This is a genomic window from Arthrobacter sp. BG3 (assembly GCF_056680185.1).
On sequence record NZ_CM155270.1, the window covers coordinates 2,161,869 to 2,185,728 of the forward strand.

23 protein-coding genes are annotated in these 23,860 nt (G+C 68.2%); 19 read left to right on the forward strand and 4 right to left on the reverse strand.

Features of this window, described 5'->3' with window-relative positions:
* The first annotated feature begins 247 nt into the window (after positions 1-247).
* A complete protein-coding gene (ligM, locus tag AC1MFL_RS09605) occupies positions 248-1,660 on the forward strand; it encodes a vanillate/3-O-methylgallate O-demethylase (protein ID WP_479815120.1) in 1,413 nt (470 codons plus the stop codon).
* Positions 1,661-1,703: 43 nt separating this feature from the next.
* Here ligM and AC1MFL_RS09610 read toward each other — a convergent pair whose 3' ends face one another.
* Complete coding sequence (locus AC1MFL_RS09610) at positions 1,704-2,405, reverse strand: GntR family transcriptional regulator (RefSeq protein WP_479815122.1); 702 nt, start codon at positions 2,403-2,405, stop codon at positions 1,704-1,706.
* Between the two features lie 97 nt (positions 2,406-2,502).
* On the opposite strand from AC1MFL_RS09610, the gene AC1MFL_RS09615 reads away from it, so the two are divergent.
* Positions 2,503-3,276: an NAD(P)-dependent oxidoreductase gene (locus tag AC1MFL_RS09615; RefSeq protein WP_479815124.1), complete on the forward strand. Its 774-nt coding sequence runs from the start codon at positions 2,503-2,505 to the stop codon at positions 3,274-3,276.
* A gap of 107 nt (positions 3,277-3,383) precedes the next feature.
* Here the strand turns inward: AC1MFL_RS09615 and AC1MFL_RS09620 are convergent, their stop codons facing one another.
* Complete coding sequence (locus AC1MFL_RS09620) at positions 3,384-3,620, reverse strand: hypothetical protein (RefSeq protein WP_479815126.1); 237 nt, start codon at positions 3,618-3,620, stop codon at positions 3,384-3,386.
* A 257-nt stretch (positions 3,621-3,877) separates the two neighbouring features.
* Between AC1MFL_RS09620 and AC1MFL_RS09625 the strand changes: the two genes are divergently transcribed.
* Positions 3,878-4,954, forward strand: coding sequence for an ATP-dependent DNA ligase (locus tag AC1MFL_RS09625; protein ID WP_479815128.1), 1,077 nt, complete (start codon positions 3,878-3,880; stop codon positions 4,952-4,954).
* A 160-nt stretch (positions 4,955-5,114) separates the two neighbouring features.
* Here the strand turns inward: AC1MFL_RS09625 and AC1MFL_RS09630 are convergent, their stop codons facing one another.
* Entirely contained in the window at positions 5,115-6,434 is a 1,320-nt protein-coding gene (locus tag AC1MFL_RS09630; protein WP_479815130.1) for an MFS transporter, read from the reverse strand.
* Between the two features lie 226 nt (positions 6,435-6,660).
* Between AC1MFL_RS09630 and AC1MFL_RS09635 the strand changes: the two genes are divergently transcribed.
* From AC1MFL_RS09635 to AC1MFL_RS09690, 12 genes are all read left to right on the forward strand, one after another.
* Positions 6,661-7,500: an IclR family transcriptional regulator gene (locus AC1MFL_RS09635; RefSeq protein WP_479815132.1), complete on the forward strand. Its 840-nt coding sequence runs from the start codon at positions 6,661-6,663 to the stop codon at positions 7,498-7,500.
* Positions 7,501-7,666: 166 nt separating this feature from the next.
* A complete protein-coding gene (locus tag AC1MFL_RS09640) occupies positions 7,667-8,548 on the forward strand; it encodes a shikimate dehydrogenase (RefSeq protein ID WP_479815134.1) in 882 nt (293 codons plus the stop codon).
* Positions 8,548-10,533, forward strand: coding sequence for a bifunctional sugar phosphate isomerase/epimerase/4-hydroxyphenylpyruvate dioxygenase family protein (locus tag AC1MFL_RS09645; protein WP_479815136.1), 1,986 nt, complete (start codon positions 8,548-8,550; stop codon positions 10,531-10,533). The genes AC1MFL_RS09640 and AC1MFL_RS09645 overlap by 1 nt, the downstream gene beginning before the upstream one ends.
* Before the next feature lie 40 nt (positions 10,534-10,573).
* Positions 10,574-11,482, forward strand: coding sequence for a protocatechuate 3,4-dioxygenase subunit beta (pcaH, locus tag AC1MFL_RS09650; protein ID WP_479815138.1), 909 nt, complete (start codon positions 10,574-10,576; stop codon positions 11,480-11,482).
* A 7-nt stretch (positions 11,483-11,489) separates the two neighbouring features.
* Positions 11,490-12,056 (forward strand): protocatechuate 3,4-dioxygenase subunit alpha, encoded by a 567-nt coding sequence (gene pcaG / locus AC1MFL_RS09655; protein WP_479815414.1) that lies wholly within the window; start codon positions 11,490-11,492, stop codon positions 12,054-12,056.
* Positions 12,053-13,573 carry a lyase family protein gene (locus AC1MFL_RS09660; protein ID WP_479815140.1) on the forward strand — a complete coding sequence of 507 codons (1,521 nt, stop codon included), beginning with the start codon at positions 12,053-12,055 and terminating at the stop codon, positions 13,571-13,573. The genes pcaG and AC1MFL_RS09660 overlap by 4 nt, the downstream gene beginning before the upstream one ends.
* Positions 13,566-14,384: an alpha/beta fold hydrolase gene (locus AC1MFL_RS09665; protein ID WP_479815142.1), complete on the forward strand. Its 819-nt coding sequence runs from the start codon at positions 13,566-13,568 to the stop codon at positions 14,382-14,384. The genes AC1MFL_RS09660 and AC1MFL_RS09665 overlap by 8 nt, the downstream gene beginning before the upstream one ends.
* A complete protein-coding gene (pcaC, locus tag AC1MFL_RS09670) occupies positions 14,381-14,836 on the forward strand; it encodes a 4-carboxymuconolactone decarboxylase (protein WP_479815144.1) in 456 nt (151 codons plus the stop codon). The genes AC1MFL_RS09665 and pcaC overlap by 4 nt, the downstream gene beginning before the upstream one ends.
* Positions 14,833-16,071, forward strand: a complete 1,239-nt coding sequence (locus AC1MFL_RS09675; protein WP_479815146.1) for a thiolase family protein — start codon at positions 14,833-14,835, stop codon at positions 16,069-16,071. The genes pcaC and AC1MFL_RS09675 overlap by 4 nt, the downstream gene beginning before the upstream one ends.
* Before the next feature lie 3 nt (positions 16,072-16,074).
* Positions 16,075-16,749, forward strand: coding sequence for a 3-oxoacid CoA-transferase subunit A (locus AC1MFL_RS09680; protein ID WP_479815148.1), 675 nt, complete (start codon positions 16,075-16,077; stop codon positions 16,747-16,749).
* Between the two features lies 1 nt (position 16,750).
* Positions 16,751-17,452 carry a 3-oxoacid CoA-transferase subunit B gene (locus AC1MFL_RS09685; RefSeq protein WP_479815149.1) on the forward strand — a complete coding sequence of 234 codons (702 nt, stop codon included), beginning with the start codon at positions 16,751-16,753 and terminating at the stop codon, positions 17,450-17,452.
* Between the two features lie 60 nt (positions 17,453-17,512).
* On the forward strand, positions 17,513-18,328 hold the full coding sequence (locus tag AC1MFL_RS09690; protein WP_479815150.1) for an IclR family transcriptional regulator domain-containing protein: 816 nt from the start codon (positions 17,513-17,515) through the stop codon (positions 18,326-18,328).
* A gap of 6 nt (positions 18,329-18,334) precedes the next feature.
* Here the strand turns inward: AC1MFL_RS09690 and AC1MFL_RS09695 are convergent, their stop codons facing one another.
* Positions 18,335-18,574, reverse strand: coding sequence for a hypothetical protein (locus AC1MFL_RS09695; protein ID WP_479815152.1), 240 nt, complete (start codon positions 18,572-18,574; stop codon positions 18,335-18,337).
* 228 nt (positions 18,575-18,802) lie between these two features.
* Between AC1MFL_RS09695 and AC1MFL_RS09700 the strand changes: the two genes are divergently transcribed.
* The 4 genes from AC1MFL_RS09700 (at position 18,803) to AC1MFL_RS09715 (ending at position 23,836) form a co-directional block, all read left to right on the forward strand.
* Positions 18,803-19,726 carry a diacylglycerol/lipid kinase family protein gene (locus AC1MFL_RS09700; RefSeq protein ID WP_479815153.1) on the forward strand — a complete coding sequence of 308 codons (924 nt, stop codon included), beginning with the start codon at positions 18,803-18,805 and terminating at the stop codon, positions 19,724-19,726.
* Positions 19,727-20,052: 326 nt separating this feature from the next.
* Entirely contained in the window at positions 20,053-21,714 is a 1,662-nt protein-coding gene (locus AC1MFL_RS09705) for a sugar transferase (protein ID WP_479815155.1), read from the forward strand.
* 17 nt (positions 21,715-21,731) lie between these two features.
* Positions 21,732-22,844 carry a Gfo/Idh/MocA family protein gene (locus tag AC1MFL_RS09710; protein WP_479815157.1) on the forward strand — a complete coding sequence of 371 codons (1,113 nt, stop codon included), beginning with the start codon at positions 21,732-21,734 and terminating at the stop codon, positions 22,842-22,844.
* Positions 22,841-23,836 (forward strand): NAD-dependent epimerase/dehydratase family protein, encoded by a 996-nt coding sequence (locus AC1MFL_RS09715; protein ID WP_479815159.1) that lies wholly within the window; start codon positions 22,841-22,843, stop codon positions 23,834-23,836. Before AC1MFL_RS09710 ends, AC1MFL_RS09715 begins: the two co-directional genes overlap by 4 nt.
* Positions 23,837-23,860: the final 24 nt, after the last annotated feature.

Here is a 23,860-nt window from a genome sequence, read left to right on the forward strand (position 1 = left end):
TGCCCCGCGGGCCGAACGAGGGAGTTCACAGTGCCGGAGACATTGCAGGAAGCGATGAACCGGTGGGGCTCGCCGGTTGAGCTGTTGCTTAACTCGCCGGCCAGCCCGCACGTGTTCCTGTGACGGCCGAGTTCAGCAGCTGGCGCTCGGAGCAGCAGTCCTGGCACACCTCGCCAACGAGCAGTCGTTCGTTTCCTCTCGCGAGCCCGGACCCCGGCGCCCGATCGATACCGAAGGAGAATACCTGATGGCCCAGAAGTCCCTGCAGGATGTGCTCGATGCGGCAGGCAACACTGTCGAACTCCTGCGCAACTCACAACTTGGCACCTATATCTACCCGGTGGTCCCCGCCGAGTTCACCAACTGGCGCCGCGAGCAGCGCGCCTGGCGTGAGACCGCCGTGCTCTACGACCAGTCCCACCACATGGTGAACTTCTTCCTGAAGGGCCCCGATGCCCTCAAGCTCCTCTCCGACACCGGCATCAACAGCTTCGCGAACTTCCCCATCGATACCGCCAAGCAATTCGTGCCGACGGCGTCCAACGGCGGCGTGATCGGGGACGGCATCCTCTTCCACCTGGCCGAGCACGATTTCGTCTACGTCGGACGTGCACCTGCTGCCAACTGGCTCCAGTTCCACGCCGAGACCGGCGGGTACGACGTTGAGTGCAGCTACGACGACCGGTCGCCGTCGCGCCCGTACGGCCAGGCCGTCCAGCGTGAGTACTACCGCTTCCAGATCCAGGGCCCGAACGCCTGGCAGATCATCGAGAAGCTCAACGGCGGAACCCTCGAGCAGGTGAAGTTCTTCCACCTGGGCCACCTGGCAATTGCCGGGGAACAGGTGCGCACCCTGCGCCACGGCATGGCCGGCGCCCCGGGGCTGGAGATCTGGGGACCATACGATCAGCACGGCAGGATCCGTGACGCCGTGCTCGAGGCCGGCGCCGAGTTCGGCATCGAACCCTGCGGCTCGCGCGCGTACTCCTCGAACACGCTTGAGTCCGGCTGGATTCCTTCGCCGCTGCCGGCGATCTACAGCAGTGAAGCGGAGCGTGCGTACCGTGAATGGCTGCCGGCCACGAGCTACGAGGCGATCAACGCGCTCGCGGGTTCCTTCGTCTCGGAGAACATTGAGGACTACTACCTCACCCCATGGGAGCTCGGCTATGGCTCGTTCGTGAAATTCGACCACGACTTCATCGGCCGCGATGCCCTGGAGCAGGTAGATCCTGCCAGGCAGCGTAAGAAGGTCACGCTCGCCTGGAACGATGAGGACCTTGCGAAAATCTGGGCGTCCTTCCTGGACCGCGACAAGCCGGGCTACCAGTTCTTCGACATCCCGAACGCGAACTACGGCTCGTCGAACTATGACTCGGTGGTCGATGCCGACGGTGCGGCGGTGGGCCTCTCGCTGTTCACCGGTGTCACGGCCAACGAGCGACGCGGGCTGTCGCTGGCGACGGTGGACCCCAGCGTGGAGCCCGGCACCGAAGTCCGCGTCGTCTGGGGGGAACCCGGCGGCGGATCGGGCAAGACCACCGTGGAGCCCCACGAGCAGCTCAGCGTGCGCGCCGTCGTGAGTCCTGTGCCCTATGCCGTCACCGCACGCACCGAATACCACGGAGGCTGGCGGACCGCCGGCGCCGCTTCCAGTTGAGGTCCTGCCACCCGCCTGGCGCTCGGTCAGGCAGGTCGGGCACTCAGCTGGCGGCCGCTGGTCCGGATTCCGCCGATGAGACCTCGCGCAGGGCGTCGATGACGCTGAGCAGGTGGCTGCGCACGGCCTGCTCAGCCGCCCCGGGATCACGGGCGACGACGGCGTCGATAATCGCGGCGTGCTCCAGTACCGAAACCTTCGCCCGCTGCGGCCGCGACGACAGCTTGAACTGGTGCCGGACGCTCTGCGCGTGCAAACGGGACAACACTTCGGAGGCGGTGGCATGGTTGCTGAGTTCGCGGATCCGGACGTCAAGGTAGAGGTTCAGGCGCGAATATTCGACAAGATCGCCCTCGGCGACCGACTCGATCATCCGGGCCCGCAGGCGGTGGAAGGCCGCGGCATCGTCGTCGGAAATGCTCGCGGCGGTCTTCGCGGCGCACAGGCCCTCGACACCTATCCGCACCTCAAGGATCTCGATGGCCTCGTCCACGGAAATCGCCCGTACCCGGGATCCCCGGTTCGGCAGGCGCTCCACCAGCCCCTCGCCGGCGAGTTCGAGCAGCGCGGTGCGTACGGTGGCCCGGCTCGCCGAGAACGCGGCACCGAGATCTGCCTCGATGAGCCGCTGGTTGGGCGCGTACTCACCCCGGATGATCGCGTCCCGGATGAGGTCGGTGACCCTCGGGTCGACGGCGGCTGCCGTTTCGGCCGCCAGTGACTGACCGCCAGAGGCTGACGACATGTGCACTCAACTCCCAGAATCTCCGAACAAGGAAGGGGCCCCGATGCGGGACACCATATTGTCTACAATCTTAGGAGCAACGGAGGGGGGCGCCCGCATGCGCGTCGCCGTTTTGGGTCTCGGGGAAGCCGGGAGCATCTATGCGGCGGACCTTGCCGGGCGCGGAGTCGGTGTTACGGCGGCCGATCCCGCCGCCCCCGTCGTTCCGGCCGGGGTCACATTCGCCGGCGCCGTCGGCGAGGCCGTGGCTGGGGCTGACGTGGTGCTGAGCCTGGTCGGGGGGCGTGCTGCGGAAGCTGCCCTCGAGGAGGCCCTGCCCGCGATGAGACCGGCAGGCATCTTCGCTGACATGAACACCGCCGACCCGGCCGAAAAGCGGCGGCTCGCGAACCGGGCGGAGCGGCACGGCATCGCGTTCGTCGATGTCGGCATCCTGGCGCCGGTTCCGCGTGCACGGATCGAGACGCCGCTGGTGCTAAGCGGCGCGGGGGCCGGCAAGCTGCTGCCCGTCCTCACCGGATGGGGGATCCCGGCGGCCTGTGTGGGCAATGACGCCGGGGTGGCCGCTGGCCTGAAGTTGCTTCGCAGCGTTTTTATGAAAGGACTGGCGGTGACGATCATTGAGTCTGTCACGGCCGCCCGGGCTGTAGGGGCCGAGGACTGGATCATCGACCAGATCGCCTCGGAGCTGGGTCCTTCGGGCCAGTCGCTGGTCGCGCGGATACTCGAGGGCACCCCGCGGCACGCCGCGCGGCGGGAGGCCGAGATGTGTGATGCGCGCACCTTTCTCGAAACGCTCGGCGCCCCCCATCCGATGACCGACGGCACGATCGAGTGGCTGCATTCGCTTTCGCGGGCGGAGCCAGGATGAGCCGGTGGCTCCGGACCTGGCCGCGGGCAGTCCTTACTGACTACGCCCGCGGCCCCGGTCGAACGTTCTGGCGGGAAAGTGCGAATAGTCTGCGGCCCACCACGGGCTCAGGCGACCCGCCAAAGGCTGCATGCGTCAGTGTTGATCGCTTTCCGGGTGCCGGACTGCCGGTCCATGATCCAGACGACGCCGATTCCGGGCGCGGTTTCTTGGACGCTGCCGCGGCGGATCACGACGTCGTCGTAGTTTGGGCCGACCTTCAGCCGTGCCTCGATTTCGTCGCCGCGGTGCAGCTGATCCAGGGCGCGGATGCGGGTTACATGGGCTTTGGCTTCCTTCAACATGGCGGGGCCTCCTGGACTGGAGAGTGGTGCCTGCTCTTGCCGGCACTTCCAGTGTGCGGTGCCAATGTTGCCGCCGCGTTTCGGCCCGGTAAGACGTGGGTTAGCGTTCGACGCCGTTGCCGTTACGGCTGTCCATATCCCAACCGCCCGCCGCCCGCCGCCCGCCGCCCGCCGCCAGCCGCCCGCCGCCCGCCAGATGGCAGCCGCTGCCGGGCGGCCACTGGCGGGCAGCGGACTGCGGGACCAGAATGGGGCCTATGCAACTGCCGCTGATGCCCCCGATCGCGCCGATGCTGGCGAAGCCCGTAAGTGCCCTGCCGGAGGGCCCGGTGATGTTCGAGCCGAAGTGGGATGGGTTCCGCTCCATTATCTTCCGCGACGGCGGGGAGGTGGAGATCGGCAGCCGCAACGGCAAGCCACTGACCCGGTACTTCCCCGAACTGGTCGAGGCGCTGAAGGCCAACCTCCCGCCGCGCTGCGTGCTCGACGGCGAGATCATCATGGTCGGCGCCTCCGGCGACCGGCTCGACTTCGACACCCTGCAGCAGCGGATCCATCCCGCCGCAAGCCGGGTCCGGCTGCTGGCCGAGCAGACGCCGGCGAGTTTTGTCGCGTTTGACCTGCTGGCCCTCGACGACGAGGACCTCACGGCGCGTCCCTTCGCCGAACGGCGCGTGGCGTTGGAGCGCGCCCTCGCCGGGACTGCGGCGCCGGTCCATCTCACCGCCGCGACCCGGGACAGGGGCACCGCCGAGGAATGGTTCCGCCAGTTCGAGGGTGCCGGGCTCGACGGGATCGTGGCCAAACCGCTGGACGGGCCGTACCTGCCGGACAAGCGCTCCATGTTCAAGATCAAGCACGAACGCACCGCTGACTGCGTTCTTGCCGGGTACCGGATACACACCTCCGGGCCGGATCGGATCGGCTCACTGCTGCTCGGGCTCTACGGCGGCGACGGCGCACTCGCCAATGTGGGTGTGGTGGGCGCCTTCCCGATGCAGCGCCGCAAGGAACTCTTCGAGGAACTCCAGCCGCTCGTGACCAGCTTGGAGGAGCACCCCTGGGACTGGTCGCGGCAGGAGGACGGGACCCGGACGCCGCGCAATGCCGAGGGCAGCCGGTGGAGCGGAGGCAAGGACCTCTCCTTCACCCCGCTCCGGCCGGAGCGGGTGGTGGAAGTGAAATACGACCACATGGAAGGCGCACGGTTCCGCCACACCACGCAGTTTGTCCGCTGGCGCCCGGACCGTGACCCGCGCTCGTGCACCTATGAACAGCTCGAGGAACCCGTCCGGTTCGACCTGGCTGCCGTGCTGGGCGCCGGCCAGGACTGACCCGCACTTTCCCGCCCGCCTCGCACCTTGTGACTTGCGGCGCCCCGGCCCGTTGTTTCCACGGGCCGCGAGGGACACGAAAAGCCCGGCATGTTCCGTGAACACGCCGGGCTTCCGGTGGTGCCGCCCGAAACCACTGGGCGGAAACGCTGCGGCCGGGTTACTTCAGGCCGAGCTCCTTGGTGGGAGTCCTGAAGGATTCCTTGGCGGTCATGGCCGAGACGGCCGCGATCACGCAGATGACGGCGGTGAAGATACTGATCTGGACCCAGCCGCCGGGCTTGATGCCGCCCATGGCCGCGACGATGGCCGGGGCGAAGCCTGCCATCAGGAAGCCGAGCTGGGTGCCGATGGCCAGGCCGGAGAAGCGGACCTTGGTGGTGAACATTTCGGCGTAGAACGAGGGCCAGACGGCGTTGGAGGCTGCGTAGCCGAAGGAGAAGAAGCCGATGGCGGTCAGGAACATCAACGGCACGCTGCCGGACTCGAGGCTGAGCAGGAACACCGGCGTCAGGACCGCACTGGACAGGGCGCCGTAAATAAAGACCGGCTTGCGGCCGATCCGGTCCGCGAGCTTGCCGAAGAGCGGCTGGGTGCCGAGGGCGAACACGTTGGCGCCGACAACGAGCCACAGGGTGGTGGTGCCGTCCACGCCGGCGACGTTCTTGGCGTAGGCGATGGCCAGGGTGCCGAACACGGTGGAGACGGCGGCGATGAAGGCGCAGGCGACGACGCGGAGGACATCGCGCCAGTGGTCCTTGAGCAGGTCCGCGACGGGGAGCTTGGAAATCTGGGCGGTCTTCTGGGCTTCCTCGAAGGCCGGGGGTTCGTGCAGGGTGCGGCGGATGAAGAACGCAACAAGCACCACAACGGCGCTGAGCCAGAACGGGATGCGCCAGCCGATGCCGTACTTGATCTCATCCGGCAGGGCCAGGACGGGGATGAAGACGAGGGCCGCGAGGATCTGGCCGCCTTGGGTTCCGGTCAGCGTCCAGGACGTGAAGAAGGCCCGGCGGTTGTCCGGCGCGTGCTCCAGGGTCATGGAAGAGGCGCCGGCCTGCTCGCCCGCCGCGGAGAGGCCCTGGCAGAGCCGCGCCAGCACCAGCAGGGCCGGGGCCCACCAGCCGATGGTGTTGAAGTCGGGCAGGCAGCCGATCACGAAGGTGGAGGCGCCCATCAGCAGGAGCGTGAACATGAGGACCTTGCGGCGGCCCACCCGGTCACCGAAGTGGCCGAGAATGACGGCGCCGATCGGACGGGCGACGTAGGCGAAACCGAAGGTTGCGAAGGACATGATCGCGGCGTTGGCGCCGGCGTCCGGGAAGAAGACCGTGGGGAAGATCAGCGCGGCGGCGGATCCGAAGATAAAGAAGTCGTAGTACTCGACGGCGCTGCCCAGGAAGCTGGCGAGGGCCGCCTTCTTCGGTGTCCCGGCCGGTGCGTCAGTGCCCGGCGTCATGGACGGGAGTGTCTGGCTCATGGTGTTCCTTTGTGTGACGACATTGTCGCGGATGGATCAGGAAGGTCTCGGCCGCCGCTGGGTTTTAAGTGTGCGGCAGCAGGAGGTTCGTGGAAAGACCCGGACGAGTAGCCACATGGTGGGAGCTACTTGTGCGATGTAGCAATCATGACTGTGAGGGCAGTCACTTGTCAACAGAAATAATCACCATCTAGAAATAGCTCTCACCATGTGAGAACATTGAGTCATGAGTGTGAATCAAGACACAGAAGAGACCGGGACCGCCTCCGCCCCCGCAGCAGCCGCCGGCAAGGGCGCCAGGGCCCCGAAGGGGGACTCCCGGACGGACATGGTTGGCAAGGCCCTGGGCCTGCTGGTCCTGTTGGGTGACGAGCCGCGGGGCGCGAGTGCCGCAGAGCTCTCCCGCCGGGCGGAGCTGCCCTTCAGCACGACCTACCGCCTGCTGGGTTCGCTGACCCGCGACGGCTTCGTGGACTACGAGCCGGACGGGCGCCGCTACCACCTGGGCCTGCGCATCTTCCAGCTCGGCCAGCGGGTGTCCAACCACCACGGATTCGCCGGCACCGCCCTGCCCATCCTGCGGCGAGTCACCGAGGAGACCGGCGAGGCCACCATCCTGTCGGTGCGCGACGGAAACCACCACCTCACCGTCAACAAGGTGGACGGGCCCCAGACCTTCCGCGTCACAAGCGACCCGGGCCATCTGGGCGCACTGCACACCACCTCGGTCGGCAAGGCGCTTGTGGCCTTCGCCGATGACGCCACCCGAAGCCAGCTCGTTGAGGAACTCGAGCTGGAGCCGCTGACCGAATTTTCCATCACGGACCGCGAGGCCTTCCGCGCCGAGATCGAGCTTGTCCGCCGGCGTGGCTACGCCGTCATGGACGAGGAGAACGAGCTGGGCATGCGGGCCGTCGCCGTCCCGGTGTTCAACGCCCAGGGCCACGCGTTTGCTGCGCTGGCCACGGCGGTCCCGGTCTTCCGGATGAGCGTGGAGGCCCTCGTGGCCCTGGTTCCGCTGCTCCAGTCGGCGGCGTCCGAGCTGTCCGCCCGGCTGCCCCAGTGACGGATTCGGCCGTCCGGACGGACAGGAGTCGTCATGCTTTGTTCGCTAGTAGAACAAGCGTGCAACATGTGAACAATTGTTGTAATGTAATCCCCATCACCCGGCCCGCAGCCGGCGCCCAGTGCGTCCCCGCCCGCCGAGTGCCGTTGTCAAAGGAGCTAAACGGATGAGCAATCGAGCAGAGTCCTTTCTCGTGGGCCTGATCGGCGATGGTGTGATGCCGTCGCTCACGCCCCCCATGCACGAACGCGAAGGCGATGTGCAGGGCCTCCGGTACCTCTACCGCCCCATCGACCTCACCGAGCTGGGGCTTCCCGGCCAGAGCGTCGGTGAACTCCTGACCGGCGCGTACCGCCTGGGTTTCAACGGGTTGAATATCACCCATCCCTGCAAGCAGCTGGTGCTGGAACACCTGGACGAGGTCACGCCGGACGCACGGCGCCTCGGCGCGGTCAACACCGTGATCATTCGCGACGGCCGCTTCATTGGCCACAACACCGACTTCTCCGGGTTCGCCGCCGCCCTGGCCACCGGCCTGCCGGGAGCCAGGTTGAACCGGGTGGTGCAGCTGGGTGCCGGTGGCGCCGGGTCCGCCGTCGCCTACGCCCTGCTCACCGCCGGTGTCCGGGAACTGGACCTGGTGGACACCGACCCCGCCCGCTGCGGGGCGCGTGCCGCCGAACTCGCCGGCTTCTTCCCGGACCAGCTGGTCACCGCGCGGACGACGGCGGAGCTGCCGCAACTGATGCCACTCGCCGACGGCCTGGTGCACTGCACCCCGGTGGGAATGGCCGCCCACCCGGGGGTGCCGCTGGACATGTCCCTCGTGGAGCCCCGGCACTGGGTCGCGGACATTGTTTACCGGCCGATCGAGACCGAGCTGGTCCGCCAGGCCCGGGCCAAGGGCTGCGACGTGCTCGACGGCGGCCGGATGGCGGTCGGGCAGGCAGCCGACGCCTTCCGGATCTTCACCGGCCTCGAGGCCGACGCGGACCGGATGCGCGCCCACTTCCTGGAGCTCGTCGCAGCGGAAGAGGTGGCCGCCTGATGCGCACCGGAATCGCCACCGTCTGCCTCTCCGGCACCCTGCGGGAAAAGATGCAGGCCTGCGCCATTGCGGGTTTCGACGGGATCGAAATTTTCGAACAGGACCTTGTCACCTCCCCGCTGAGCCCGGAGGACGTCCGGAAGATGGCGGCCGACCTGGGCCTGACGCTGGATCTGTACCAGCCGTTCCGCGACTTTGACAGTGTGACCGCGGAGCTGCTGGCCGCCAACCTGCGCCGGGCGGCGGCCAAGTTCCGGCTGATGTCCCGCCTCGGCATGGACACTATCCTGGTCTGCTCCAACGTCGCCACTGCCAGCATTGATGACGACGGGCTCCGGGCGGAGCAGCTCGCAGCCCTCGCCGCCCTGGCCCAGGATCACGGGGTCAAGGTGGCCTACGAGGCCCTGGCGTGGGGAAAGTACGTCAACGACTACGAGCACGCCCACCGCCTCGTGGAGACGGTGGACCACCCCAACCTGGGGACCTGCCTCGACTCGTTCCACATCCTCTCCCGCGACTGGGACACCGCCCCGATCGAATCCTTCAACCCCGAGAAGATCTTCTTTGTCCAAGTGGCCGATGCGCCCAAGCTGTCCATGGATGTACTGTCCTGGAGCCGGCACTACCGGGTGTTCCCGGGCGAGGGGCAGTTCGAACTCGCCAAGTTCCTCGGCCACGTGGTCCGGGCCGGGTACACCGGGCCGGTTTCCCTGGAGGTCTTCAACGACGTCTTCCGGCAGTCCGACGTCGACCGCACTGCGGTGGACGCGATGCGGTCGTTGATCTGGCTTGAGGAGCAGAGCGCGAAGTGGCTGGACGCCGCCCCGGCCTGGAAAAGCACCGCCGAAGAAGACGCCGCTGGCACCCGCTTCTCCGCCCGCCGCCGCTACCCGATGGAACTGGCCACGCTCCCGCAGGTCGCCGAACCGGGCGGATTCAACTTCGCCGAGGTCAGGGCCGCGGACACCGCCGCCCTGGAAACCCTGCTGGGCCAGCTGGGATTCGCGTCCAACGGGCGCCACCGGACCAAGAATGTGCAATTGTGGACCATGGGCCACGCCCGAGTGATCATCAACGAGGACTCCTCCCAGGAATCCCGCGACGCCGGGGCCGCAGCCGCACCCGCGATTTCGGCCTTGGGCTTCGACGTCGAGTCCCCCGTGATTGCCGCGGCCCGCGCCCAGCAGCTCAAGGCCCCGGCCGTGCCGCGCAAAAGCCAGGCCGACGAGGAAATTTTCCAGGGCTTCGCCGCCCCGGACTCCACCGAGATCTTCCTGTGCCAGGGCAGCCCCGACGGCACCGCGGTCTGGACCCGCGAATTCGGCGAGGGACTGGAAGCCCCCGCTGCCGGCCTGACCGGGGAACAGGGCGCCACCGGGGAACAGAGTGCCGTGATCGACCACGTCAACCTCGCCCAGCCCTGGCAGCACTTCGACGAGGCCGTGCTCTTCTATACCAGCGCCCTCGCACTGGAACCTCAGCCGTATGCGGAAGTCGCCAGCCCCACTGGCCTGGTCCGGTCCCAGGTGATGCTCACCCATGACCGCGGCGTCCGCCTGGTGCTGAACCTGGCTCCGCTGGTCCAGCGCGAAGGCGCCGCCCCCGGCACGGAGTGGGCGGGCACCGGCCAGCGCCGGACCTACCAGGAACACATCGCCTTCGCGGTGGATGACCTCGTGGCGACGGCCCGGGCCGCGAAGGCCCGCGGCCTGGATTTCCTCCAGATCCCAGCCAACTACTACGAGGACCTCGACGCGCGGTTCGACCTGGACCCGGCCTTCCTGGCCACACTCCGGGACCTCAACCTGCTCTACGACCGTGACGCCGACGGCGAATTCCTGCACTTCTACACGGCCACGGTCGGCAGCGTGTTCTTCGAAATGGTGGAACGCCGCGGCAGCTACGACGGCTACGGCGCTCCGAACGCACCGGTGCGGCACGCCGTCCAGTACGACCACCTGCACCAGCTGAACCCCACCACCTGACCCACCAAACAACACCAACACCCAACGAAAGGAGGCTGCTGTGCCTGAAGAAATCAACCTTGAGATCTACAACGCGGACCCGCTCACCGAGGACGTGTCCGACGAGGCCACGGAGGCCGCACCGAAGACGTACGCGAGCGGTGTCCCTGCCGGGGACACTGCCGCAGAGTCGCAGGCGGACCTCAGTGCCGAGATGAAAGCCCTCGGGGATGCCTACGCCCAGGCCCTCAGGAACGGTGCCCCGGCGGAGATCCAGCCGCGACTGGACTACGCCCCGTACCGCAGCAGCATCCTGCGCCACCCCACCAAGGACCTGCACCACGCGGACCCGGAAACCATCGAGCTCTACTCTCCCGCGTTCGGGCACATGGACGTGCACGCGCTGGAAGCGGACCTCACCATCCAGCACAACGGTGAACCGCTCGGCGAACGTATCATCGTCTCCGGCCGCGTGCTCGACGGCGACGGCCGCCCCGTCGCGGGCCAGCTCGTCGAGATCTGGCAGGCGAACTCCGCCGGCCGCTACATCCACAAACGCGACCAACACCCCGCCCCGCTGGACCCCAACTTCACCGGCGTCGGCCGGTGCATCACGGGCGCCGACGGCTCCTACAGCTTCACCACCATCAAGCCCGGCGCCTACCCGTGGAAGAACCACCTGAACGCCTGGCGCCCGGCCCACATCCACTTCTCCCTGTTCGGGCAGGAGTTCACCCAGCGGATCATCACCCAGATGTACTTCCCGGGTGACCAGCTCTTCCCGCTGGACCCGATCTACCAGTCGATCGTGGACCAGGACGCCCGCGACCGGCTCGTGGCCACCTACAACCACGAGCAGACCAAGCCTGAATGGGCGCTGGCGTACAACTGGGACATCGTCCTGACCGGGTCCAAGCGGACCTGGACCGAGAACGAGGCCCTGGGAGCAGCAGGAGACGACAATGAATAAGGCCAGCATGAGTAAACTCACCCCGACACCGGGCCAGACCGTCGGCCCGTTCTACGGCTACGCACTGCCCTTCACCAAGGACCGCGAGCTGCTGGCTCCGGGCTCCCCGGGCTCCCTCCGGCTCCAGGGCACGGTTTACGACGGCGCCGGGCATCCGATCCCGGACGCGATCCTGGAGATCTGGCAGGCCGACGCCGAGGGCAAGGTCCCGCACCACACCGGTTCGCTGGTGCGCGACGGCTACACCTTCACCGGTTTCGGCCGCAGCGCGGTGGGCAACACCGGCGTCTTCACCTTTACGACGGTCAACCCCGGCCCCACCGAGGATGGTGCGGCCCCGTTCATCTCCGTCGCGGTCTTCGCCCGTGGCCTGACGAACCGGCTCTTCACCCGGATCTACCTGCCGGAAAACGAGGAGGCCCTGGCCGCGGACCCGCTGCTGTCCTCGCTGGATCCGGAACGCCGCAAGACGCTGATCGCACGCCGCGACGCCGACGGCGGCCTGACCTGGGATGTCCGGCTCCAGGGCGAGGGCGAGACAGTGTTCCTCGACTTCGAGGGCCCCTCGAAGTGATCTCTCGTGAAACCGGCGGAGCCGCCGAGGGCGACGTCGGCCTCCTGAGTCCCGTGTCGGCGTCGCCCCGTGTGGCGGCGCTGACCGGGGACCGGGCGGTACTGGCCGCCATTCTCCGGGTCGAGGCCGCTTGGGCCAGAGTCCTGGAGGACGCGTCCCTGGCGCCGGTCGGGTCCGCCGCGGTGGTCGCTGAGGCCGCCGACGTGGGCCGTTATGACCTCGCGGGCATTGCCGTGCGCGCCCAGGGCGGCGCCAACCCGGTGATCCCCTTGCTGGCGGATCTCCGCGGGCAGGTCAAGGCCCTTGACACAGCGGGGATCGGTGCCGGGAAAGCCGTGCACACCTCGCTGACCAGCCAGGACGTGCTCGATTCCGCCCTGATCCTGCTGGCCCGGGATGCTGTCCGCGGCCTGCTCACCGAGCTCCGGGCCACCACCGCGGCCCTGGCTGCCCTCGCGGAACGGCACGCCGAGACGTTGTGCGTGGGCCGCAGCCTCACCCAGCACTCCCTGCCGTTCAGCTTCGGGCTCAAGGCGGCTCAATGGTTCCACGGGCTCGCCGCCGCGGCGCGGCGGCTGGAGGCCCTCGACTTCCCGGTGCAGACCGGGGGAGCGGCCGGAACCCACGCGGCCGGCACCCAGCTGACAGAGGGCGCGGCGCCGACCCCAGGTCCCCGGCCGTCCCCGTTTGATCTCTCCGACCGGCTGGCCGCAGAACTCGGCCTTGCCGCAGTTCCGGCGCCGTGGCATACGAACCGGCTGGCTGTGACGTCCCTTGGTGACGCCCTGGCCGCCGTGACCGACGCTGCCGGCAAGATGGCCTCTGACGTGCTGTTCCTCAGCCGCCCGGAGGTGGCCGAACTCGCCGAACCCCGCGCCGCCGGCCGGGGCGGGTCCTCGGCGATGCCGCAGAAGCAGAACCCGGTGCTGTCCGTGCTGGTCCGCAGCGCCGCCCTGCAGGCACCCGGTCAGGCCGCACAGCTGCATCTGGCCGCCGCCAACTTCAACGATGAACGCCCCGACGGTGCCTGGCACAGCGAATGGCCGGCCCTCCGCCAGCTCCTCCGCCTGAGCCTCGGCGCCGCCGTGCAGCTCCGCGAACTCGCCGAAGGCCTGCAGGTTTTCCCCGCGGCCATGCGCCGCAACCTGGACCTTTCCGGGCCGCTGCTGCTCAGCGAAGCCGTCACGGCCGCCGTCGCCCCGCTCCTCGGCGGGATTCAGGGCGTCGACGGAATGCACAGCGTCGACGGAAAGCAGCGGCTGCAGTCCGTCGTGGACCAGACGCTCCAAGTCCCGGCGGCCGAACAGGCCAGCACCTACCGTCGGCTGCTCCGCACTGCAGTGCCTGCGGAGCAGCTCTCCGACGCCCGGCTGGAGGAGCTGCTCGACCCGGCCAACTATCTCGGCCAGGCCGCCGAAATCTCCCGACGCATCCTCGCGGCCTACCCGGAGTTCGGCGCCACCGGAGCCCCCGCCCCATCACCGACCCCCGACCTGAACGGAGCCTCCCGTGGCTAGACCCACAGTCAAGGCAGTACTGCTTTCGCCCCAGCGCCCGCTGGGGGACAAACCCCTCCTCGTGCTGGGGCCGTCCCTGGGCACGTCCACGCTGCTGTGGAGCCAGGCCGGTGCCCTGCTCGGGGACGACGCCGACGTCATCGCCTGGGACCTCCCCGGCCACGGGATCTCGCCGGCCGCGACGGAAACCTTCACCGTCGCCGAACTGGCCGACGCCGTGGTCGAGCTGGTGGATTCGATCGCACCCGGAGCGCTATTCCACTACGCCGGTGTTTCGCTGGGCGGCGCCACCGGGCTGCAGTTGGGAATCAAGCATGGTGAACGGCTCAAGAGCCTGTCCGTGCAGTGCACCGGCGCGAAACTCGGCACGCCCGAGGGCTGGCTCGAACGCGCGGAAACCGTACGGACCCAGGGGACGCCCGTGATGATCCAGGGTTCGGCGCAGCGCTGGTTCGGCCAGGGTTTCATGGAGCGCCAGCCGGAACTCAGCGGCCAACTGCTGCACAACCTGCGCGACGCCGACCGCTTCAGCTACGCGTACTGCTGCGAAGCCCTCGCCGCCTATGACGTCCGGGACGACCTCGGCAGCATCCGGGTCCCCACCCAGGCCATCGCAGGCGTGGAGGACACCGTCGCCCCACCGTCGTTCGCCGAGGCGATCGCCGAGGGAATCACCGCCGGCGGCGGCATCGCGAGTGCAGTGAGCCTTGAGGGCGTGGCACACCTGGCGCCCTTCGAAGCACCCGGACACGTGGCCGACTTGCTGCGGACCCTGATTACCTGGGCCGAATCCCGCGGGGCCGGACAGTGACCGGCGCGGAGCGGCCCGGCCTGGAACGGCATGGAGTGGTGCAGCCGGAGGCCACCAGCCAGGAGATCTACGACGGAGGCATGGTGGTCCGCCGCGAGGTGCTTGGCGCTGCGCACGTGGACCGTGCCAACGCCAACAAGGACGCTTTCACCGAGGACTTCCAGGACATGATCACCCGGATCGCCTGGGGCGGCATCTGGACCAGGCCCGGCCTGACCCGGCAGATGCGCTCCGCAGTCACCATCACCGCGATGGTCGCGCACGGGCACTGGGAGGAACTGGCCATGCACATCCGTGCCGCCATCACCAATGGCCTCAGCAGGGACGAGATCAAGGAAATCCTGCTGCAGACCGCCATCTACTGCGGGGTCCCCTCCGCCAACACCGCCTTCAAGACCGCCCAGCAGGTCTTCCACTCAATGGACAACACAGAAATGGACAGCACGCCGTGAACGAGGCTTTTATTTTCGATGCCGTGAGGACTCCGTTCGGGAAGTTCGGCGGCGGCCTCGCCGGGGTCCGCCCGGATGACCTGGCCGCGCATGTGATCGGCGAGGCCGTGAGACGCGCCCCGGGCCTGGATGTTGAGCGGATCGATGAGGTGGTGTTCGGCAACGCCAACGGCGCGGGCGAGGAGAACCGCAACATCGCCCGGATGGGCACCCTGCTCGCGGGGCTGCCGGTCTCAATCCCCGGCACCACGGTCAACCGGCTGTGCGGGTCCTCCCTGGACGCGGCGATCATCGCGTCCCGGCAGATCAACACCGGAGACGCGGACCTGATGCTGGTCGGCGGCGCCGAGTCGATGTCCCGGGCCCCCTGGGTGCTGCCCAAAACCGAGAAGCCCTACCCGGCAGGGGATATGCCCCTGGTCTCCACCACCCTGGGCTGGCGCCTGGTGAACCCGGCCATGGACCCGGACTGGACCGTGTCCCTGGGCGAAGCCACCGAACGGCTCGCCGACAAATACGCCATCACCCGCCAGGCGCAGGACGAGTTCTCCGCCGCCTCCCACAACCTTGCCGCCGCGGCGTGGGACGAGGGCTTCTACGACCGGCTCGTCGCGCCGGTCCCGGGCACGGTCCTGGTCCGGGACGAGGGCATCCGGCCCGGGTCCTCGGCCGGGAAACTGGCCGGCCTGAAAACGGTGTTCCGCACCGAGGACGGCACCGTCACCGCCGGGAACGCCTCCCCGCTCTCGGACGGCGCCTCCGCGGCCTGGCTCGGCTCCGAAAACGCCGCCGCCCTGCTGGGTATGGACCCGCTGGCCCGCATCGCCGGGCGCGGCGCCCACGCCAACGACCCCCAGTTCTTCGGCTACGCCCCGGTCGAGGCCGCGAACAAGGCCCTTGCGAAGGCCGGCATCGGCTGGGACCAGGTCGGCGCCGTCGAACTCAACGAGGCGTTCGCCGCGCAGTCGCTGGCCTGCATCACCGCCTGGGGCATCGACCCGTCCATTGTGAACCGGCACGGCGGCGCGATCGCGACGGGCCACCCCCTCGGCGCCTCCGGCGGCCGGATCCTCGGCACCCTGGCCCGGTCCCTGCAGGCCTCCGGGCAGCGCTGGGGCGTCGCCGCGATCTGCATCGGCGTCGGCCAGGGCCTCGCCGTCGTCCTCGAAAACGTCACGGCAACAACACAGCCCGGAACAGCACAGCCGGCAACAACAGCGACAGCAAAGGGCTAGGACATGCTGAACTTTCCAGAGAACGTCAACGAGGCCGTCGCCGGAATCCAGGACGGTTCCACCGTGATGATCGGGGGGTTCGGCAACGCCGGGCAGCCGTTCGAACTCATCGATGCCCTGATGGACTGCGGCGCGAAGGACCTCACCGTCGTGAACAACAACGCCGGCCAGGGCGACCAGGGCCTTGCGCTGCTGATCAAGGAGGGCCGGGTGAAGAAGATGATCTGTTCCTTCCCGAGGCAGTCCGATTCCTGGCACTTCGACGCGAAGTTCCGTGCCGGCGAGATCGAGCTGGAACTGGTGCCGCAGGGGAACCTGGCCGAGCGGATCCGCGCCGCGGGCGCCGGGATCGGCGGCTTCTTCACCCCCACCGGCTACGGCACCATGCTGGCCGAGGGCAAGGAAACCCGCATCCTCGACGGCCGCGGCCAGGTCTTCGAGACCCCCATCCACGCCGACGTCGCGCTCATCAAGGCGCTCAAGGCGGACGGCAAGGGCAACCTCGTGTACCGCAAGACGGCCCGGAACTTCGGCCCGATCATGGCCGCCGCGGCCAAGCACACCATTGTCCAGGTGTCCGAGATCGTCCCCACGGGCGGTCTTGATCCGGAGATCATCGTGACCCCCGGAATCTACGTCAACAGCATCGTTCGTGTGAACACAGAAAGCGTGGCCTGAGATGAGCGTCCAATCCCATGATCAGGCGGCTCAGGCGGCCGGCATCCGGAAGTCGGACAAGCCGCTGGGACGCGATGACCTGGCCCGCCTCGTGGCCCTGGACATCAAGCCCGGCTCATTCGTGAACCTGGGCATCGGCCAGCCCACCCTGGTCTCGAACTACCTTCAGCCGGAGCAGAACATCACCCTCCACACCGAGAACGGCATGCTCGGCATGGGACCGGAGGCCACCGGGGACCAGATCGACGGCGACCTCATCAACGCCGGGAAGATCCCGGTGACCGAACTGCCCGGGGCGTCCTACTTCCACCACGCCGACTCGTTCGCGATCATGCGCGGCGGGCACCTGGACATCTGCGTGCTCGGCGCCTTCCAGGTCTCCGCGACGGGCGACCTCGCCAACTGGCACACCGGCGCCCCGGACGCGATCCCGGCGGTCGGCGGCGCCATGGACCTCGCGACCGGCGCCAAGGACGTCTTCGTGATGATGACGCTCCTGACCCGCGAGGGCGTGTCCAAGCTCGTGGAAACCTGCACCTACCCGCTCACCGGGATCGGCTGCGTCACCCGCGTCTACACCGACAAGGCCGTCTTCCTGACCGGCCCCGGCGGCGTGCAGGTCCGCGAAACGTTCGGCTGCACGCTGCAGGAGCTGCAGGAGCTGGTTCCAGTGCCGCTCACCGCCGCGCCCGCCGGAAGCTGAGGGTCCGCCGCCACGGACAAAGTGGTGCGGATAAAGTGATGCGGGACCGAAAGGGTGGAAATGATTGTCGCAGCAAAGGGCGCCACGGCCGGTGGTGCGCCGCCGGCCAGTGACCAGTACGTGCAGTCGCTGGCGCGCGGACTGGCAGTGATCCGCGCCTTCGGCACGGACCACCCCAAGATGACGCTGACCGAGGTTGCGGCCCGGACGGACCTCACCAGGGCCACGGCACGGCGGTTCCTGTACACGCTCGTGGAGCTGGGCTACGTCCGGACCGACGGGAAGATTTTCGCCCTGACCGCCAAGGTGCTGCAGCTCGGCTACGCCTACCTGTCGGGCCTGTCGCTGCCGCACCTCGCCCAGCCGCACCTCGAGGAACTGTCCCTGCAGTTGGGGGAGTCGACGTCGGCCGCCGTGCTGGAAGGGACCGATATCGCCTACATCGCCCGGGTGGCGACGCGCCGGATCATGGCCGTCGGCATCACGGTCGGCACCCGGTTCCCGGCCTACGCCACCTCGATGGGCAGGGTGCTGCTGGCGGCCCTGCCGCCCGCCGAGCTGGAGGACTACCTGGCCCGGGCTGAAATCCGGCCCCTGACCCCGCTTGCCATCGGATCGCGGGAGTCACTGCTGGCGGAGCTCGCCAAGGTCCGGGCCCAGGGCTGGTGCCTTCTGAACCAGGAGCTGGAGCTCGGCCTGATGTCCATCGCCGCGCCGGTCCATGACGGCCCCAAGGTGGTCGCCGCCATCAACGTGTCATTGCAGGCCCAGTCGGTGGCGAGCCGGCCGGACCCGGAGGCCTACCTGGACTCGGTGCGGGCGGCCACCGTGGCCACCGCGGAAATCATCTCCGCGGACCTGTCCTCCGGACGTTAGCGGCCCTCAGCTGGAGTGGCCTGACGCCGGCCGGGTGGAGACGACGATGGTGACCCCTCCGGAGTCGTCGCGGATCTTCAGGTGCAGGTCCCTGCCCACGAGCGAGGCATGGATATCCTCGCTGTCCGCAGGGGCGATCTGCTCTGCCAGACGTGTGACCGCCAGCGCCATGGCCCGGCCCCAGTCATGGGGATCCGTGCTGGACGCCTCGGCCTCGGCCGAGTAGTTCTCCTGTGGTTCAGACATAAGCTCCCGCTTTCCGCCCCTGGAGCGCGTGCCGTCCGGCAGATCCGGACAGGCGGCCTGCCCGGCTACAGTCTCACGCCGGCAGGCTCCAGTACATGAGCATGGCCAGTCTACTGACCGCGGTGCGCGGGCGTCCACGGTTCGCGGCCCCGCTGCGGAAGTTATGCGCAGAATCCCGCTAGGATTTCAGCCGGGACACCCTATGCCCAATTGCCATCGAAGGACGCCATGCCAGAGAACAATCCCGCGCCGTCCAGACGCGCAGCCGTAGTCATCAATCCCGCCAAATCCGGCGGTCCGGCGCTCCAGGGCGCGATCTTCAGGCTCTGCGAAACGCAGGGCTGGGCCGAGCCGCTCTGGCTGGAAACCACCGTTGAAGACCCGGGCACCGGCCAGGCACGCGAGGCGCTCGAGGCAGGGGTCGACGTCGTGATTGCCGCCGGCGGTGACGGAACCGTGCGCTGCGTCGCCGAGGTGCTCGCCGGCACCGGAACGCCCATGGGGTTGGTCCCGCTGGGAACCGGGAACCTGCTCGCCCGCAACCTCGGGGTGGACATCACCGACCCGGTATCTGCCTGCTACGACGTGATCCACGGCAGCGAACAAGCCATCGACGTCGTCAAGGCCCGGCTTGACCACTCGGACGAGGAAAAGGTGTTCCTGGTCATGGCCGGTCTCGGGTACGACGCCGCCATCATGGCCGATACCGTTGATGCGCTGAAGGACCGCATGGGCTGGCTCGCGTACGTTGAGGCCGGCATCCGCAAGCTTCCCGGCAAACCGGTCAAGGCGCAGATCAGCGTCGACGGCGGAGAACCCGTCCGCCGCAGGATCCGCAGCGTGATGATCGGCAACTGCGGCCGGATCATGGGAGGCGTCGAGATCTTCCCCGACGCCAACATCGACGACGGCATGCTTGATCTGCTCATCCTGGCCCCGAGCGGCCGGCTCGGCTGGCTGGGAGTGGTTGCCGGGATCTTCGGCCGGAACAAGCGCGAGACCGAATCCGTGGAGTACTTCCAGGGCAAATCCGCCGAAATCACCCTGGAGCATGAACAGGAGTTCCAGCTGGACGGCGACCACCTCGGCACCGGGACGCACCTGGCCGTGAGTGTCGGGCGCAGTGCCTTGAAGATTCGCATGTCGGTCTAGAACACCGCCGGCAGGCTCGCAGCGATACTTGCCTACCGATTACGGGCGCCAGCGCTGGGGGACAGGTCCGGGTAGTAAGTACTACCCGGACCTTGCCGTCGGAGGCCTCTCGAAAAGGCAGGTATTGACCACCCGTGACCAGACTGTTCCCACCAACTTGTATTGGCTCAGGCATCAAACGATGCAGCCAAGTGCCTTTTGGAGGGAGTCGCAATGGCCCGCTGGTTCCTTGTCGCCCCGCATGTTCGGCCGAATGACCGGGCAGCGTTTCTTTGTTCGGATCCAGCGCCCGGCCACGCCTGGCCCACAGGCTCCTGCGGGCGCCGGTGACACCCCAGGTCGAGGGAATGCCGCTGAAGCTGACCCTCCAAAGCGCCGCACACACTGCCGGTCACCCAGGCGGCACGGTGGCCGACCTCGCCTACGCAGCCCACGCACCCCGTATCCTCAGCACCCCCCAGGCCTCCCACGGCCACCCCGCAATCTTTGCGCCCCCGCGACGGACCTCCGCCGACGCTCCCGCGGTTGACGCCGCCGCCCTGCCGACCCCGGCCAGGATTTCAGGCCGGGAATGGGCGCGGTTCCTGCGCCGCCTGCTGCGGGGCACAGATGCCCTGCTGGTCGCCGTCTCAGTCATCGCGGGACTCCTCATCCACATCGAGGGCGGCGGCCAGCCCTTCGCGGGGACCGTCACGGACCTCTACGGGACACTCATCGGCGCGGTCCTCGGCGTGCTGTGGATTGCAGCCCTGGGCCTCTACCGGACCAGGGACCCGAAGGTCCTGGGAGCCGGGGCGAGTGAATACAAGCGGGTGGCCGCCGCCAGCAGCGCGGTCTTCGGATTGCTTGCCGTCGGCTTGGTGGTGTTCCGGGTCCAGCCTGCTTCGGCGTTCTACCTGGTGTCCCTCCCGCTGGGCCTTGTCCTGCTGCCGGGCAGCCGGTGGATCGCCCGCCGCTGGTACAACAAGCGGCAGGCCCAGGGGCAGTACCTCGTCCGGGCGATCGTCATTGGCCAGACCGAGGACGTGCGCTACGTGCTCAAGCGGATCGCCCGGAAATCCAATGCCGTGTACGAGATTCTTGGGGTCTCGCTGCCTGGCGGGCGGCGGGGGACGTCGTTCGACGTCGATGGCCGCCGGGTGCCCGTTCTCTCCTCCACCGATGACGTCGTCCGGACGGTCGGCCTCTGCGGCGCGGAGGCCGTCATCGTGGCCGGCCCCGTACCGGGCGGCAACCAGTACATCCGCGAACTGGGCTGGGGGCTGGAAGAACATCAGGCAGAACTGGTGCTGGCCTCGTCCCTGACCAACGTCGCCGGACCCCGGATCCACTGGCGGCCGGTGGAAGGGCTGCCGCTGATGCACGTGGATGTGCCCCGGTACAGCGGCGGCAAACATGTGTGCAAGCGGCTGCTGGACATTACCGTGGCCGCCGCCGCCCTGATCCTGCTGTCGCCGCTCTTGGCCGTCCTGGCGGTCATCGTCAAGCGTGACAGCCCGGGACCCGTCCTGTTCAGGCAGGAGCGGGTGGGCAAAGCGGGAAAACCATTCCGGATGCTCAAATTCCGGTCCATGGTGACAGATGCCGAAGCCGTACTGGCCGCACTCGGGGCCCAGAACGACGGCGCCGGCGTCTTATTCAAAATGCGCAACGATCCCCGGGTGACCCGCTGCGGACGTTGGATGCGCCGTTACTCGCTGGACGAACTGCCGCAGTTCTGGAACGTCCTGTCCGGAGAAATGAGCCTGGTCGGACCCCGCCCGCCGCTGCAGCGCGAGGTCGGCGGCTACGAGCGGCACACGCACCGACGGCTGCTGATCAAACCGGGGATTACCGGTCTGTGGCAGGTCAACGGCCGTTCGGACCTGCCATGGGATGAGGCCGTGCGCCTGGATCTCTACTACGTCGAAAACTGGTCAATCATGGGCGACGTCATCATCATATGGCGCACCTTCAGGGCTATGTGCGTGCCTGCCGGCGCGTACTGACTGAGTGAGGAAACACAATGAATGAAACACGTTCAGGGTACTCCCGCGGCCTGGACCCGGCGCAGGCCGCCGGGCCGCTGCGCGTAGCCGTCATCGGCGCCGGCTACTGGGGCCCCAACCTGGCACGGAACTTCACCGCAAGCCCCCACTGGGAGCTCGCCGGAATCGTGGACCTGGACCAGGGCAGGGCCGCCAAACTCGCCGCAGCCCAAGGCCGGGTGGCAGTCTTCCGGTCGATTGACGAGCTGCTGGACACCGCCGACGTCGACGCCGTTGCAATTGCGACGCCGGCCCACACGCACCACGGCATCGCACTGACGGCGCTGAAGGCCGGGAAGCATGTGCTGGTCGAGAAGCCACTCGCTGACAGCCGGGTCAAAGGAGCGGAGATGGTCGAGGAAGCGGAGGAACGCGGCCTGGTCCTGATGGCAGACCACACCTACTGCTACACACCGGCCGTGCTGAAGATCCGGGAGCTGATCGCCGACGGTTCGCTCGGCGAGATCCTGTTCATCGACTCGGTCCGGATCAATCTGGGACTCGTGCAACCGGACGTGGACGTCTTCTGGGACCTCGCACCGCATGATCTGTCCATTCTCGACTTCATTCTTCCCGACGGGCTGCGGCCGGTGGAGGTGACAGCCCACGGGGCAGACCCCCTGGGAACGGGCCAGGCCTGCGTCGGGCACCTGACGTTTGCCCTCCCCAACGACGCCATGGCCCACGTCCACGTCAACTGGCTGAGCCCGACCAAAATCCGCCAGCTCGTGGTGGGCGGGTCGCGGCGCACGCTGGTCTGGGACGACCTGAACCCCCAGCAGCGGCTCAGCGTCTATGACCGCGGCATCAGCCTGGACAGGCAGTCATCTTCTGCAGCGGACCGCAGGACCTCCGCCATCTCCTACCGGCTTGGCGACACCTGGTCGCCGGCGCTGCCGGAATATGAGGCACTGGGCCAGATGGTGGCCGAGTTCGCCAACAGCATCTGGCAGCAGCGGCCCGCCCGGACCAGCGGCGCTTCGGGTCTCCGGGTGCTCTCGGTCCTGGAGGCCGTCAGCGACAGCCTCAGCGCGGACGGGAAAGCCAGCATCGTCGTCGGGAACGAACCGCGACTGGAGGCAAGCAGATGAGCATCCTGCAAGGAGCGCAGGTCCTGGTCACGGGCGGTGCCGGGACCATCGGTTCCACGATCGTGGACCACCTGCTCGACGCCGGGGCCGGCAGGATCGACGTGCTGGACAACCTGGTCCGGGGCCGGCGGGCCAACCTGGACCCGGCCCTCGCCAGCGGACGCGTTGAACTCATCGAAGGGGACCTCCGCGACCGGGACCTGGTTCACGACCTCAGCCGGGGCAAGGACATCGTCTTCCACCAGGCGGCCATCCGCATCACCCAGTGCGCCGAGGAACCCCGGCTGGCCCTGGAGGTGCTGGTGGACGGGACCTTTAACGTGCTCGAGGCCGCATCGGCCCAGCGCGTCGGCAAGCTCGTGGCGGCCTCCAGTGCCTCGGTCTACGGTATGGCGGAGACGTTCCCCACCGCCGAACGCCACCACCACCACAACAACGACACGTTCTACGGTGCGGCCAAGTCCTTCAACGAAGGCATGGTCCGCAGCTTCCGTGCGATGTCCGGCCTGGACTATGTGCTGCTGCGCTACTTCAACGTGTACGGGCCACGGATGGATGTCCATGGCCTCTACACCGAAGTCCTGGTGCGCTGGATGGAGCGGATCGAGGACGGGCTGCCGCCGCTGATTTTCGGCGACGGACGGCAGACCATGGATTTCGTCCACACCCGGGATGTGGCCCGGGCCAACATTTTGGCCGCGGGCAGCGGCGTGGACGAGGGGGTGTACAACGTCGCCAGCGGCGCCGAGACAAGCCTCCTGGAGCTCGCCGAGGCGCTGCTGCGTGCGATGGATTCGGAGCTGCACGTCGAGCATGGCCCCGAGCGGGCCGTCAACGGCGTTGTCCGGCGTCAGGCGGATACCGCCGCGGCCGCCCGTGACCTTGGGTTCCGTGCCGAAACCGGGCTCGAGGAGGGCCTGCGCGAACTGGTGGACTGGTGGCGTCCGCTCCGCACCGAAATTGCGGACGCCAGGGTCGGGGGTGTGCGGTGACGGTCGGCCAGGACCGGGCCCTGA

Bases quoted from the DNA above. Each gene is read 5' to 3' on its own strand.
- AC1MFL_RS09620 (WP_479815126.1), bottom strand. From the start codon at position 3,620: ATGTTGAAGGAAGCCAAAGCCCATGTAACCCGCATCCGCGCCCTGGAT.
- AC1MFL_RS09680 (WP_479815148.1), top strand. From the start codon at position 16,075: ATGCTGAACTTTCCAGAGAACGTCAACGAGGCCGTCGCCGGAATCCAG.
- AC1MFL_RS09635 (WP_479815132.1), top strand. From the start codon at position 6,661: ATGAGTGTGAATCAAGACACAGAAGAGACCGGGACCGCCTCCGCCCCC.
- AC1MFL_RS09690 (WP_479815150.1), top strand. From the start codon at position 17,513: ATGATTGTCGCAGCAAAGGGCGCCACGGCCGGTGGTGCGCCGCCGGCC.
- AC1MFL_RS09625 (WP_479815128.1), top strand. From the start codon at position 3,878: ATGCAACTGCCGCTGATGCCCCCGATCGCGCCGATGCTGGCGAAGCCC.
- AC1MFL_RS09640 (WP_479815134.1), top strand. From the start codon at position 7,667: ATGAGCAATCGAGCAGAGTCCTTTCTCGTGGGCCTGATCGGCGATGGT.
- AC1MFL_RS09695 (WP_479815152.1), bottom strand. From the start codon at position 18,574: ATGTCTGAACCACAGGAGAACTACTCGGCCGAGGCCGAGGCGTCCAGC.
- AC1MFL_RS09645 (WP_479815136.1), top strand. From the start codon at position 8,548: ATGCGCACCGGAATCGCCACCGTCTGCCTCTCCGGCACCCTGCGGGAA.
- AC1MFL_RS09630 (WP_479815130.1), bottom strand. From the start codon at position 6,434: ATGAGCCAGACACTCCCGTCCATGACGCCGGGCACTGACGCACCGGCC.
- AC1MFL_RS09715 (WP_479815159.1), top strand. From the start codon at position 22,841: ATGAGCATCCTGCAAGGAGCGCAGGTCCTGGTCACGGGCGGTGCCGGG.
- AC1MFL_RS09700 (WP_479815153.1), top strand. From the start codon at position 18,803: ATGCCAGAGAACAATCCCGCGCCGTCCAGACGCGCAGCCGTAGTCATC.
- pcaG (WP_479815414.1), top strand. From the start codon at position 11,490: ATGAGTAAACTCACCCCGACACCGGGCCAGACCGTCGGCCCGTTCTAC.
- AC1MFL_RS09685 (WP_479815149.1), top strand. From the start codon at position 16,751: ATGAGCGTCCAATCCCATGATCAGGCGGCTCAGGCGGCCGGCATCCGG.
- AC1MFL_RS09610 (WP_479815122.1), bottom strand. From the start codon at position 2,405: ATGTCGTCAGCCTCTGGCGGTCAGTCACTGGCGGCCGAAACGGCAGCC.
- AC1MFL_RS09615 (WP_479815124.1), top strand. From the start codon at position 2,503: ATGCGCGTCGCCGTTTTGGGTCTCGGGGAAGCCGGGAGCATCTATGCG.
- ligM (WP_479815120.1), top strand. From the start codon at position 248: ATGGCCCAGAAGTCCCTGCAGGATGTGCTCGATGCGGCAGGCAACACT.
- AC1MFL_RS09710 (WP_479815157.1), top strand. From the start codon at position 21,732: ATGAATGAAACACGTTCAGGGTACTCCCGCGGCCTGGACCCGGCGCAG.